Here is an 11,709-nt window from a genome sequence, read left to right on the forward strand (position 1 = left end):
GAGCGACTGGGGGACAAGCATGTGTGGACGGTTTAGCCTGGGAGTGGCGCCAGAAGTGCTGATGCAGCATTTCGGCTTGCCGGTGGCAGCCCAAGAAAGGGCAGCTGTCCCCCGGTATAACATCGCTCCTTCTCAGCCGGTGCTGGCGGTGGTGGCGGGATCCCTTCAGCGCGAGGCAACCCATTTTCGCTGGGGCTTGATCCCCAGCTGGAGCCGAGCTCCTCAGGCCGGCTGGATCAATGCCCGAGCTGAGACAGTAGCTGAGAAGCCTTCTTTCCGCGAAGCTTTCCGCCGTCGTCGCTGCTTGATCTCGGCCGATGGTTTCTACGAGTGGGCCGACTCAGGTACGGCCAAGAAGGGCAGACAACCCTACTGGTTTCACCTGGTGGATCGACCGGTATTTGCCTTTGCCGGCATTTGGGAACGCTGGCGCAGTCCAGAGGGGGTGGAGCATGCCTCTAACCCCCAAAACCCTGAACTTTGCTGAATTTACTGAGCTTTAGGCGGTTTGGCAAAAGTCATTGAGAGGGATATAGTAGACCAAGTTTCCCCCTGATCCTTGAGTCCACCGCAACGGTTGCCGGGAAGTGAAGGGGGAAAGCGCTCGGGGGGTATTCCTCAGGGCTTTGCGGGATACCGCCTTCCTGCTCAGAGATAGGCAGGATGCGATCGCTTCTTTCCTGAACCATGTTCAGGAGAGTTCAGCGTGAATGTATCAGGTGGAAACCTGTGCCATCCTCAACACTGCCGCCAACCGTCTGATGCAGCTTTTTCACGAGCGGATGCCCGTGATTTTGACGGAAAACGACTACGACCTCTGGCTGGATCCCCAGGTGCAGGATCCCAAGCTGCTTTTGCCCTTGCTCCGCCCCTACCCAGCAGAAGCCATGGCGGCTTATCCGGTCAGCACCTATGTGAACAACCCCCGCCACGAGGATCCCGCTTGCCGTGCTCCTATCGGAGAAGCAGTGCAGGGATCCAGCCTCAGCGAGCCCGCTGGTAGCGCATCCCCGGCAGTTGTACCAGCCAGCCTTCCAATTCCATAAGCAGCAGGGTACTGGAAAGGGTGGCAATATCCATCTGGCTAGCCTGGGCCAGGGCATCGAGGCTGAGGATGCCCTCCCCTAGCAGCTGCCAGAGCAGTTGCTGTTGGGGATCGCTGGGGCCAGTGGACGAGGGCTGCTTTAGCACAGGGGATCCCTGGAGGAGGCCCAAGTCTTTCAACAGCTCCTCGATCCCCAGGATCATGCCGGCGCCACTGCGGATGAGGTGGAGACAGCCACGGGCCGCCGCCGTGTCGATATTCCCCGGCAACGCATACACTTCCCGACCGTAGTGGTTGGCCAGGTGAGCAGTGATCAGCGCTCCAGAGGTCTCAGGAGCTTCCATCACCAAAGTGGCGCGGCAGAGGCCGGCAATGATGCGGTTGCGCTGGGGAAAATGCTCCTTGGCCGGTGGCGTGCCGGGGGGATATTCGCTGAGGATGGCCCCTTGGGCCAGGATGCGCCGGTAGAGAGCTTGATGGTGAGCTGGGTAAACTTTGTCCACCCCCGTTCCCACCACGGCCACCGTCTTGCCGCTGGCATCCAGACAGGCCTGGTGGGCAATGCCGTCGATCCCCGTTGCCAGCCCCGAGACCACCACACAGCCAGCTTCCGCCAGGGCAGCGCTGACTTTCTGGGTCCACTGTCGACCGTAGGCCGTAGGGGCGCGGGTGCCGACGATGGCAATAGCCGGCTGTTGCCAATTGGGACATTCTCCTAGGGCATAGAGAATGGGCGGGGGATCTGGCACCTCCCACAGCAGCAGCGGATAGTCCGGATCTGCAGGCGTGAGAAAGGGGATCCCCGCTTTGAGGGTTTCCTCCAGGATCTGCTCGGGATCAAGGCCAGGACGGGCAGAGACAATAGCCTGGGCCAGGGTGGGGCCAATGCCTTCCACCTGCCGCAGGGCCGGGGCATCCGCTTGCCAAGCCCGCTCCAGGGATCCAAAAAACTCCGCCAGCCGCTTGAGCCGGTGGGGGCCAATCCCTTTGATGCGGGCCCAAGCTAGCCAGTAGGGCCGCTCCCGTTCTTCATGGCCTGGCCCACGGGAAGGCTCCCTCTTGCCAACAGGATCTGAAGGGGAAAGGGGAAAAGACAATTTAGCTCTGCGCAGTAGTGGCTGTATCTTAAATGATTGGCAAAAGGAACGCTTGGCAAAAAAGCAGGAGATGGGTAGATGTCAGGGTTGGATCCCGCCGGTAACCTTCAAGGATCAAGGCAGCTGCGGTTTGGGCGGATGCGCCAAGCTTGGGTGTGGGGGGCCTATCCCCTGCTGTGGCTGTTGACCTGGGTGGGATCCCGCTCGGCCCAGCCCCAGTTTTTGGGGATCCCGGCCTGGCATTGGCTGGCGGGATTGGCTGTCCTGCTGTTGGTACCTCTTAACTTCTACATTGTGCGCGTTTGCTGGCCGAGAGGCGGAGATGAGTAACACGGTTTTGAGTCTGGGTGTGGTGGGGGCATACTTGCTGCTGCTGGCGGCCATTGGCTTCTGGAGCTATCGCCACAGCGGCCGGGATCCGGTGAGCTATTTTTTGGCAGGGCGGGGGTTGGGATCCCTGGCTCTAACTTTGACGACGCTGGCCACCTTGCTCAGCGCCTTTACCTTCATTGGGGTGCCGGCAGATGCCTATACCCACGGCCTAGGGATCTTCCTGGGGGTGGGGGTGACCACCGCCCTCATTTCGGGGCTGTTTTTGTGGGTGGGCTACCGGGTATGGCTAGCAGCCCAACACTTTGGCTTCATCACCCCTTCGGAGTTCTTCGGCCATCGTTTTCAAAGCCCCCTGTTGGCGTTGTTGTATTGCCTGAGCGCTTTGGTGTTTACAGCCCCCTACATCAGCATCCAGATCATTGGCGGGGCCCGAACCCTAGCGGCTGTCTTGGGGGAGGGGATCCCCTACTGGCCCTTGGCGGTGGTGGTGGCGCTGGTGATCTTGGGGTATGTGCTCTTTGGCGGATCCCAGGCGGTGGTCTGGACGGACGTGGTGCAGGGGATCATCTTGATTCTGGGGATGGGGGTGGCCTTTGTTGCAGTGGCTTTCTCCCTAGGGAGAGAAGCGGGTAGCGAACTGGATCCCTGGCTGAGCTTGCCCGGCCCCCAAGGACGCTGGAGCTGGCAAGGGTTACTCGGCAATCAACTGCTGTTTTTCATGGCCACTCCCCTTTTCCCACAATTTTTCCAGCGCTTTTACATGGCCAGGAGTGCTCATCCCTTCAAGACCCTGATGGTAGTCTGGCCGCTGCTGATTCTGCTGGTCTTTTTCCCGGCAGCTCTTCTTGGGGTTTGGGGCCGCCTGGCTTTTCCCGGCCTGGAGAAAGCGGACCAGATCATGCCCCTGATGTTGCAAACTCTGCCCGGCGGTGTGGCAGCGGTGGTGATTACAGCAGCTCTGGCCGCCCTCATGTCCACGGCAGACTCACAGCTCCTTACGGCCAGCTCGTTGGTAACGCGGGATCTGGTAGTGACCCTCTTTAGACGCCAGCTTTCCCCCCACCAAGAAGAGTTGCTAGGCCGCTGGGTGGTGCTGGGGATCGGCCTAGCTTCCTTTGTGATTGCTCTTAACCCGCCGGGGCTGATTGTGGAGATTGCCACCTGGAGCTTTCAGGGCAACGCCATGCTGTTCCCTGTCTTAATTGCCGGCCTGTACTGGAAGCGGGCTACCCGCGCCGGGGCAGTAGCCGGGGCCCTCGTCTCCAGCGGCCTTACCCTAGGGTGGCTAGCGGGCCTGTTGCCGCGGGCTTGGACAGGAGGCTGGTTACCCGTAATCCCGGCAGTGGTGATCGGCAGTGGGGTGTTAATTGGCGTAAGCTTGCTTACCCAGCCGCCCAAGGAGCAGGTGACCGCCTACTACGAGGAAGGGCCTTGGGGAGAGTAGGTTATTCTTTATCGATCAGCTCAATCAACGCTTTTCCAGGTCTGCCGGTAGCCAGCCAGCTTGAGCCAGGCCGTTGAGAAATGCGAAAGTCCCTCCCAGGAACAGCAAGCCCATCAGGCCCGCCAAGGGGTTGCCACCAATCCCCGTTAGCCACGCTGGCGCCCTGCCGGTGTAGTCTATCCAGGCCAAGTTGTTGACCCAGGCCATGCCCCATACCCAACCCGCGTGCAGCCCTAGGCTAAGGCCCAGCTTGTTTTGGTTCCAGACCCTCGCCTGCACCAGCAGCAGCCCCATCAGCCACAGTCCGGGAAATTGCGGCCAGGTGGCGAGAATCTCAGGCAAAGGCTTCAGGAAATGGGCCATAGCAAACAGGAAGCTGGATCCCCACACCGCAGTGCTGCAACCGTAGTCCAGCAGCATCTCCTGCAGCAGCCAGCCGCGAAAAAACAGCTCCTCCGCCAGCGCCACCCCCAAGCCCAAAAGCAACCCCAGCAACCCATAGACCAGCAGGGATCCCCCTCCTACCGCCCTCCAACTCAGCCAACCCAGGGATCCCTCCAGGCCCAAAAGCAAGAAAAGCCCCCCGACCCCGATCCCCAGGCCCCACAGGATCCCGCCTCGGCAAGGCCAACTGCCATCCAGTCCATAGGCGGCAAACCCGGATCCCCACACCCATAGCCAGGCTAGCAGCAGGGCATACAGGAGCAGCCACAGGTACTCCCGTCGTTCAGGAAGAAGCCAACTCCCCAGCCCGAGCAACGGCAGCCAGGCTAGGAGGGGGATCCCCAAAAACAGCAACAGCCGCAGCGGCAAGGGCAAAGCCTTGAGTTTTGCAATCAGCAGGCCCACCCCAACCGCTCCTGCTTAGCGTTCCGGCTCAATGGAGCTGGTGAGGCCGTGCTGACGCAACTGTTCGCAGTAAAACTCCGCGTGCTCCCGCGGCACCACGATCACCACAGCAACACCGTTGTTGTGGGCCTCTAGCATGATCTCAGTGGCTTGCGGCGGCATCATCGCCGGGATCACCTTCACCAGCACCTGCACCACGTACTCCATGGTGTTGACATCGTCGTTGTGCAGCAACACCCGGTACATGGGCATGTGCTTTGGGGTTACAGAAGGCTTGACCAGGGTCTCTGTAGCCACAACGATCCCTCCTTCGGCAGGGTCAAAAGAAGTCTAAGGAACGCAAAACCGCAAAAATGGGGCAAAAGCAGGAAAAACTGTAATGAAATTTTAGCCTTCTCAGCAAGCTCTGTGAAAAGGCCGTGGGGAACCTGGGCGCAGGGGTCAGAGCCGTTAAACCAACCCTAACCCAGCCTTCACCTGCCCACAACCTCAGCTTGGGGGCAAAAGTGCTTGACTAAAAAGGCGATTGGCCTTTGTTGCGGATCCCTTTACATTTGCCTGCGTCCCTGAGGTGGGCCCTATGAGTTCCCTGAGTTCCCGTCGCTTTTTCCTGCAGTTGCTGATGTTTGGAGGTGGGGCAGCTGCCCTGGCTGCCTGTGGGGGCACCTCCAGTTCCTCCATTCCCCCCCTGGGAGAGCCCGGGTTCCCTCAAGGGGTATTTGCCGGGGATCCCACCTCGGAAGGGGCGGTGCTTTCCACGCGGGTGATCCCGGCCAGTGCAACAGACACGGTTGCGGTGACGTTGCAGGTGGCTGAGAATTCCGAGTTCAACCCCATTTCGCAACAAGTTTCGCTTACTGCTCGCCGTGTGGCGGGCCGCAACTACCGCACTGAGCCAGGCGACTACATTGCTCGTGCCGTCGTCACCGGCTTGAGGCCAGCGCAGCGCTACTTCTACCGGTTTGTCAGCGAGGGGTTTACCAGCCCTGTAGGCCAGTTTCGCACCCTGCCAGCTCCTGGGGATGGACGACCCATTCGCTTCTTACACATCAGTTGTGCCAACGAGCCTCCCTTTCCTAATTGTGAACGGCTTTTTGGCACCGGTGAACCCGACCAATCCGCAAGTGAGCGGGATCCCAGGGGTAACCACAGGCAACCTGCGCTTTTTGGAGCTGGCGGTGCCCAACTACAACGTTATTGAAGTGTCCGGCAGCCGCTGCACCATTCAAATCAAAGGCCCCGCCGGCAATGTCTTGACGGATCCCTTGGGGCGACGCGGGGAACTGAGCTTGCCACAATAAAACCACAATAAAGAAGTCGGCTCAACCGATGAGCCAGCTGCGCCGGATTGTCAATCAGAATTAAGGGATCCCTGCTTCGGTTGGGATCCCTTTTTTGTATCCCTTTTTCGCGATTTTTAACGTGGGATCCTTAACGTGATCTGGATCATTCGGGAAAGACGGATCCGGGTGCTAGAGTGTGGGCGTTGAGGTGGATCCCTGTAGAAAATCTATCTCCGTTTTTCAGTAGGAGGGCAGTCTTATGGCTTCGGTGCGGGGCTGGTTGGTGGCAAGCTTAATAGGAGCGGCCACAGTTATCGGGGGCGCTGCCGCCTGGGCTCAGAGCCGTAGTTTGTGGCTTCTTAATGGACAATCGACCGTAGTTACAGGCTATTTCTACCGAGGTGAAAACATCTGGGCGCAGTGCGACCAGGATTGCTTCGATGTGGATCTGGTGCTTTACGATGCCAGCGGTCAGGTGGTGGCTGCAGACGAACTGTTGGACGATTTCCCCATCGTGCAGGCGCCCTACGAGGGCAACTTTTCTGTCAAGGTGATCATGGCTAGCTGTCTCCACCCCAGTGGTTGTGCTGTGATCGTAGACTCGGACTACAGCTTCTAGAAGGGTGCTGGCTGTCCTCACTTCGCTGCTACTGCTTAGGAACTCAGTCCGTAGCCTAGGCTGCTTTGTGAGCAGCTTCCTGGACTTTGGCGTGGGTAAACTTGCTCAGGCCGTGGATGGTCTTTTCCCAGTAGAAGGGCTTGGTAAAGAGCTGCCACAGGGCCATGTAAGCTGCCATAGAGTGCAGTTGCCAGTAGATGGGGTTGAGCAGGGCATAGAAGGCCAGATCGTAGTACCCTCGCCGGAAAACGGCCACCAAGTTGAGGTAAATCCCAATGGCATTGCCCACCAGGAGGTTAAACAAGCCCAGATAAACCAGCCAACTGGGAAATAGGTTTTGCAGCCAATGGGCGCGGGTGAGCAGCCAGTAAATAAACAGCAGCCACATGATGGGGCTGGTGAGAAAGGTAAAGAAGCTGCCGCCAATAAAAAACTGGTAAGACAGCCAGTTCTTCAGGCCCAGCTTGCGCAACGAGCGCAGGGGGTTGCGGTTGTGCACCAGCCAAGTTTGCATGTAGCCCTTGATCCAGCGGGAGCGCTGCCGGATCCAGTTTTTAACAGCGCAGTTGGCCTCTTCATAAGTGGTGGAGTTGATCACCCCCACCGTATAGCCGTGCTGGCTGGCGCGGATGCCTAGATCTGCGTCTTCGGTGACGTTAAAGGGATCCCATCCCTGCAGCTCCCGCAGGCGGTCAGTGCGAAAGTGGTTGCTGGTGCCACCCAGGGGGATGGGCATTCTGAGAGTTTCCAAACCCGGCAGCAGATAGTCGAACCAATAGGAATACTCCAAGGTAAACATGCGGGTGAGGAAGTTCTCGTTGCGGTTGAAATAGTTGAGGGCGGCCTGGACGCAGACCAAGCTGGGATCCCCTTTTCGGAAGGCAATGACTGCTTTTTTGAGTTGGTCTGGATCCGGAATGTCTTCAGCGTCGTAGATGGTGAGGTATTCGCCACGGGCAAAGGCCAGGCCGTAGTTGCAGGCTTTGGGTTTGGTCTTGGGCTTGCTATCTGGCACGATGAGCAGGCGCACGTAGCGGGGGGGCTTGGCAGCCCGGGCCGCCTCAATGGTGGCGCGGTCGTTTTCTTCTAGCAAGATGAGCACATCTAAGCGCTCATGGGGGTAATCCAGCTTGGAGAGAGACTTGATCAAAATCGGCATTACTTCCGGTTCTTTGTAGACCGGCACCAGGATGGTATAGATAGGCAAGTCGCGATCATCCAAAGCGGCTACTTCCTCATCGGTAATCTGGTGGAAGCGATCGGCGGATCCCACTAGGCTGAGCAGCAGTTTGAACAGGATCGAAGCGACGTAAAAAAGATTGATCAGCAGCACCAAAATGGTCAGAGTCGTCCAGGGAGCAGTGGCCAACCCCAATAGAAATAGCAGCAGCAGGCCGTAGCCCACTGCAATCTGAGAAGGAGTAAACACCCGCGAGGCCGATTCCTCCGGCAGGCGGGCCATGAGCTTGTACACCGCCTCTTGGCTGAAGCGGGATCCCTGGTCTTGGCTGAGCAGTTGCGTGATATCCTGCTCGGTGCCCAGCACCTTTTCAATCCGCAAGCCTGGCCGCCAGCTGTAGAGCAGCTCATCCACCGCCCAGTCCAGGGGGTCATTGACCATCACTGTAAGGGTGTGCTCATCCGTCCAGCTCAAGGGGTAGAAGAGGTGGCGCATCATCACCTCGGGATCAAACTGCCGGCTCAGGCTCTCGTCGCGGTGGAGCAGCCCTGTCCCCATTAGTTCTGAGACAGCGGGGTAGCCCAGCAAATGGGCTAGGATGCTGAGATACTCGGGGGTGGAGAGGTAGCTCAGCCGGGTCAGCACCTGCCCCAGGCTGGAGCCGGTGCGGCGGCGGATCTCCAAAGCCTGCTGCCACTGCTCTAAGGTAAGACGGCTGCCCAGCAGCTCGGCGGCCAGCTTGCGCTCAAGGATGACCGTCAGGATCTGCTTTTCAGTGGCTGGGATCTCCCAGAGTTTTTCTGCTTCCGGGCACAGGTGTTTCACAGACTGCCAAATGGCGGGGAAGCCCGGCTCTTCTGTGGCCACCACAACAGTTTGCGGGTCGAGCCAGCCACAGGGCAAAAAGCGCACCGGCACCAAATCAATAGGCTCAATCAGCCAAGGCAGCTCTGGATCTAGGGAGTGCTTGAGCAGCCAGTCTCTCAGCCTAGGCCGGTCCAGAATCTGGCGACACAAGTTGACAAACTTGCCCGGGTGCATGACTCGCAAGCTCCAAAGAGCCCTAGGCAAGGAGCAACTAGCTGCTTCGCGATACTCCTCAGCCTCAGCCAATTGCTGCCGGGTAAGGTAGCCCGTGCGCAAAAGCGAGGATTTGAGGGACTGGAGCATGGAGCGTGGCTGGAAACCCTATTCGCGCAAGTGGGACGGAGTCCTTGCTTGACTCAAGTCTGGTTTAACCGGAAGTCCTCTGCCAACCCCCCTAGGAAAGGGTGGGCGACTCAGGGCGGCGGGCCAAGCGTTGGTAGGTATTCCAGGCTCCTACTGCCAGCAAAAGGGCCAGCAGCAGCACTAACCAATAGCGGTATTGCCACAACAAAAGCTGCCAACTGAAGCGACCGGGGTAGCGCACTCGATAGCCTGCCGGCGTGAGATCCCAGCTTTGCACTTGGGTGAGATCGGGGGCAGCGGCATAGGCGGTGAGCACGTTTCCCTGTAGCTGGTTGGCCAGGCGGGTGCGCGGATCGGCAAGGCCGCGGCTGAGGCGCTCTGCCAAAGCCGGGTCAGATCCCCACCAGGAAAGCCAAAGGTTCGGCTTACCTTTCAGGAGAAAGTACTGCAAAAGGCCGAGGTTTTCTTGAGGCTGAGCGGCCAAGGCCACCTGCTGGTTGAGGGGATTGATGATTTCAAACTGGGATCCCAGCCGGATGGGGCTATTAAGCTCCACCTGATCTGGCCCAGCCACGATCACCTGCCAGGCAAAGTTCCCCGTCTCCAGGTTGGCTTCCTCTTTGGGCAAAACCTCAAGGGTGGGCAGCAGGGGTCGGGCAGCCAGCCGGCTGAGGGCACCGACCAGGTAGGCGGCAGCCGGCAGCAGTTGGGGATCCCCCAGCCCAACCCGTCCGGATCCCTGCAGCACCGCCGGGATCTCCTGCAGCTCGCCGCTAGGGGCTTGGTAGCCGCTCCAGAGAAGGCCAGAGCTATCGGAACGCACTTGCAAAGTCAGCGGGGTCAGGGATCCCTGGCAATTACCGGGGCTGGCCCCGTAATCAAAGCGCAGCTCCAGTTGGTTGAAGCGGCGCAGCAGGCGGGTGGGGAGGGGGATGGTCTCGTTGAGCTGGGTGCGGCCCGTTAGGTTGTAGGTGCGCAACAGAACGCCATTCAAGAACACGTAGCTGGTGAGGCGATCCCCCACTCGGCCATCGACCGGGTTCATGATCACATCCAGTTGCGCCGCCAGATCCCGCGGTCGTCCCCCTAATTGGGACAGGCTGAAGTTGAAGACCAAAGACTGGCTGCCAAACCCCCGCAACATGGGATCCACGATCCCCAGCTCTCGCAGGCTGAGGCGGTTGGCCCTGAGCGCTCTCTCCAGATCCGCCACCCTTGTCACCTGGATGCCGCGGCTGACCAGCCCCGCCCGCTTCCATTCTTCATAGAGAGCAAGAATAGCTTCCCGGCGGGCGGCCACTCGCAGTCGGGATCCCTCTGGGGTAATTTGATGCTGCAAGTGGGGGGTGAAATTGGCCGGCTCTAAGATCACCTGTGCCCCCTGCTTCGGACGGTTGCTCCACAGGATGGGCGTTTGCGGAAACAGGTGAGAAAGGAGGCTGTACAGCCACAGAGCTGCTTCCGCCGTCTCAGAGGAAGGATTGGCCGGCACTACCAAAGTAACCTGAGGATACAGCCGGCCCAGAAAACCGGCCACCGTGGCATCAGGAACGAGGGGCGCCAGCTCAAAGAAACTATCCCGCCCCACCGTCAGCAGCAGGTTGCCGGTATTCAAGTCGGCACAGATGTCGTCGGTAATGCTCAGGAAAGGCTGCACCGACAAGGTGATAAAGCGCTCGCCAGCGGCCAAGCTGGGGATGGGCACTCGCACCACCGGCTCCTGCCGCAGATCTTGCACCAGGAAGATACCCGCCAGCTCGTCATTGATCAGCACCCGCACCGTGGACGTAGGTTTCAACACCGGCGAGGGATCCAGGCGCAACTGCACAAAGCTGGCCTCAGGGTCAACACCGTTCAGGGGGGCAGGGATCCCGATATCTAGACGCGGGTTAGCTCCTTGCAGCAGCACCGAGCGGTCGTAGCCCAGCCTTTGCAGAGAAATGACTTCCGCTGCCTGGGCAGCCGTTGGCCCGCAACACCAAAGCAAACCGGCAACCCACAAAGCCCACTGCCTTGCCTTCTGCGTCACCTTGACCCCCTCTTGCTTATCCCTCACTTGTCTAGTGCAGGCAAGCCCCTTGGCCCACCTGACCCAAGTTTGCCCGACATGCAGAAATCTGTAAGCTTTCGGGGGTCTTTACGCACAAACCGTAGATTCGGATGCCCAGGGGATCCCTTTACTGGCGGGCGTAGTCATCCTCAAAGCGCACAATGTCGTCCTCCCCGAGATATTCCCCGTTTTGCACCTCGATCAACACCAAGGGAAGGGTGCCGGGGTTTTCCAGGCGGTGCTTGGTGCAGGGGGGAATGTAAGTGGACTCGTTGGAGCTCAGCAGCATCACCTCTTCTCCACGGGTCACTTTCGCTGTGCCCCTGACCACGATCCAGTGCTCGCTGCGGTGGTAGTGCATCTGCAGGCTGAGCCGATGGCCAGGCTTCACCTCGATGCGCTTGATCTTGTACATCGGGCCTTCATCCAAAACCCAGAAGGATCCCCAGGGACGGGTCTCTGCTTGAGAGGGTACCAGCTCAAGCGCTGGAACTGCTGCATCATTCACGTCCCGCACAGCCTGCAACATAAGATCATGTCCTTGCAAAGTCGTCCCCATCCTCTCTCAGAATCCGAGAACACCTCATCGACAATATGGCTGAATTGGCCTACGCCAAAACTCGTAGATAAAGTCTCTCA

Annotated in this window: 13 protein-coding genes; 7 read left to right on the plus strand and 6 right to left on the minus strand. The window is 59.2% G+C overall.

The window, feature by feature from the left end; all coding sequences use genetic code 11:
* The first annotated feature begins 19 nt into the window (after positions 1–19).
* Together ACVWXW_RS01160 and ACVWXW_RS01165 are read left to right on the plus strand one after the other, a co-directional pair.
* Positions 20–487 (plus strand): SOS response-associated peptidase, encoded by a 468-nt coding sequence (locus ACVWXW_RS01160; protein WP_457402302.1) that lies wholly within the window; start codon positions 20–22, stop codon positions 485–487.
* Between the two features lie 223 nt (positions 488–710).
* The gene (locus ACVWXW_RS01165; protein WP_457402304.1) at positions 711–1,046 is read left to right on the plus strand and encodes an SOS response-associated peptidase family protein; all 336 of its coding nucleotides are present in this window, start codon (positions 711–713) and stop codon (positions 1,044–1,046) included.
* Here ACVWXW_RS01165 and dprA read toward each other — a convergent pair.
* Positions 985–2,142, minus strand: a complete 1,158-nt coding sequence (gene dprA, locus ACVWXW_RS01170; RefSeq protein ID WP_457402306.1) for a DNA-processing protein DprA — start codon at positions 2,140–2,142, stop codon at positions 985–987. The genes ACVWXW_RS01165 and dprA overlap by 62 nt on opposite strands.
* A gap of 138 nt (positions 2,143–2,280) precedes the next feature.
* On the opposite strand from dprA, the gene ACVWXW_RS01175 reads away from it, so the two are divergent.
* Both ACVWXW_RS01175 and ACVWXW_RS01180 read left to right on the plus strand, forming a co-directional pair.
* Positions 2,281–2,472: a hypothetical protein gene (locus ACVWXW_RS01175; protein WP_457402308.1), complete on the plus strand. Its 192-nt coding sequence runs from the start codon at positions 2,281–2,283 to the stop codon at positions 2,470–2,472.
* On the plus strand, positions 2,465–3,919 hold the full coding sequence (locus ACVWXW_RS01180) for a sodium:solute symporter family protein (RefSeq protein WP_457402310.1): 1,455 nt from the start codon (positions 2,465–2,467) through the stop codon (positions 3,917–3,919). The genes ACVWXW_RS01175 and ACVWXW_RS01180 overlap by 8 nt, the downstream gene beginning before the upstream one ends.
* A gap of 24 nt (positions 3,920–3,943) precedes the next feature.
* On the opposite strand, the gene ACVWXW_RS01185 is transcribed toward ACVWXW_RS01180, so the two are convergent.
* Both ACVWXW_RS01185 and clpS read right to left on the minus strand, forming a co-directional pair.
* Entirely contained in the window at positions 3,944–4,768 is an 825-nt protein-coding gene (locus ACVWXW_RS01185) for a CPBP family intramembrane glutamic endopeptidase (protein ID WP_457402311.1), read from the minus strand.
* A gap of 15 nt (positions 4,769–4,783) precedes the next feature.
* A complete protein-coding gene (gene clpS, locus ACVWXW_RS01190; protein WP_099812808.1) occupies positions 4,784–5,065 on the minus strand; it encodes an ATP-dependent Clp protease adapter ClpS in 282 nt (93 codons plus the stop codon).
* Between the two features lie 283 nt (positions 5,066–5,348).
* Here clpS and ACVWXW_RS01195 point away from each other — a divergent pair, with 283 nt between their 5' ends.
* The 3 genes from ACVWXW_RS01195 to ACVWXW_RS01205 all read left to right on the plus strand — a co-directional run bounded on the left by ACVWXW_RS01195 (position 5,349) and on the right by ACVWXW_RS01205 (position 6,670).
* Positions 5,349–5,969, plus strand: coding sequence for a PhoD-like phosphatase N-terminal domain-containing protein (locus tag ACVWXW_RS01195; protein ID WP_457402314.1), 621 nt, complete (start codon positions 5,349–5,351; stop codon positions 5,967–5,969).
* Positions 5,947–6,069, plus strand: coding sequence for a hypothetical protein (locus tag ACVWXW_RS01200; protein WP_457402316.1), 123 nt, complete (start codon positions 5,947–5,949; stop codon positions 6,067–6,069). The genes ACVWXW_RS01195 and ACVWXW_RS01200 overlap by 23 nt, the downstream gene beginning before the upstream one ends.
* Positions 6,070–6,310: 241 nt before the next feature.
* A complete protein-coding gene (locus tag ACVWXW_RS01205) occupies positions 6,311–6,670 on the plus strand; it encodes a hypothetical protein (protein WP_099812809.1) in 360 nt (119 codons plus the stop codon).
* A 55-nt stretch (positions 6,671–6,725) separates the two neighbouring features.
* Here the strand turns inward: ACVWXW_RS01205 and ACVWXW_RS01210 are convergent, their stop codons facing one another.
* The 3 genes from ACVWXW_RS01210 to ACVWXW_RS01220 all read right to left on the minus strand — a co-directional run bounded on the left by ACVWXW_RS01210 (position 6,726) and on the right by ACVWXW_RS01220 (position 11,599).
* Positions 6,726–8,891, minus strand: a complete 2,166-nt coding sequence (locus tag ACVWXW_RS01210) for a glycosyltransferase (RefSeq protein ID WP_457402317.1) — start codon at positions 8,889–8,891, stop codon at positions 6,726–6,728.
* A gap of 220 nt (positions 8,892–9,111) precedes the next feature.
* Positions 9,112–11,049 carry a cellulose biosynthesis cyclic di-GMP-binding regulatory protein BcsB gene (locus tag ACVWXW_RS01215; RefSeq protein WP_457402319.1) on the minus strand — a complete coding sequence of 646 codons (1,938 nt, stop codon included), beginning with the start codon at positions 11,047–11,049 and terminating at the stop codon, positions 9,112–9,114.
* Positions 11,050–11,197: 148 nt separating this feature from the next.
* Positions 11,198–11,599 (minus strand): cupin domain-containing protein, encoded by a 402-nt coding sequence (locus tag ACVWXW_RS01220; protein WP_414412749.1) that lies wholly within the window; start codon positions 11,597–11,599, stop codon positions 11,198–11,200.
* Positions 11,600–11,709: the final 110 nt, after the last annotated feature.

The organism is Thermostichus sp. MS-CIW-30, from assembly GCF_054058015.1.

Excerpts from the sequence above, each read along its gene's own strand:
- ACVWXW_RS01160 (WP_457402302.1), top strand. The coding sequence starts at position 20 with ATGTGTGGACGGTTTAGCCTGGGAGTGGCGCCAGAAGTGCTGATGCAG.
- ACVWXW_RS01165 (WP_457402304.1), top strand. The coding sequence starts at position 711 with ATGTATCAGGTGGAAACCTGTGCCATCCTCAACACTGCCGCCAACCGT.
- ACVWXW_RS01175 (WP_457402308.1), top strand. The coding sequence starts at position 2,281 with ATGCGCCAAGCTTGGGTGTGGGGGGCCTATCCCCTGCTGTGGCTGTTG.
- ACVWXW_RS01180 (WP_457402310.1), top strand. The coding sequence starts at position 2,465 with ATGAGTAACACGGTTTTGAGTCTGGGTGTGGTGGGGGCATACTTGCTG.
- ACVWXW_RS01195 (WP_457402314.1), top strand. The coding sequence starts at position 5,349 with ATGAGTTCCCTGAGTTCCCGTCGCTTTTTCCTGCAGTTGCTGATGTTT.
- ACVWXW_RS01205 (WP_099812809.1), top strand. The coding sequence starts at position 6,311 with ATGGCTTCGGTGCGGGGCTGGTTGGTGGCAAGCTTAATAGGAGCGGCC.
- ACVWXW_RS01210 (WP_457402317.1), bottom strand. The coding sequence starts at position 8,891 with ATGCACCCGGGCAAGTTTGTCAACTTGTGTCGCCAGATTCTGGACCGG.
- ACVWXW_RS01220 (WP_414412749.1), bottom strand. The coding sequence starts at position 11,599 with ATGTTGCAGGCTGTGCGGGACGTGAATGATGCAGCAGTTCCAGCGCTT.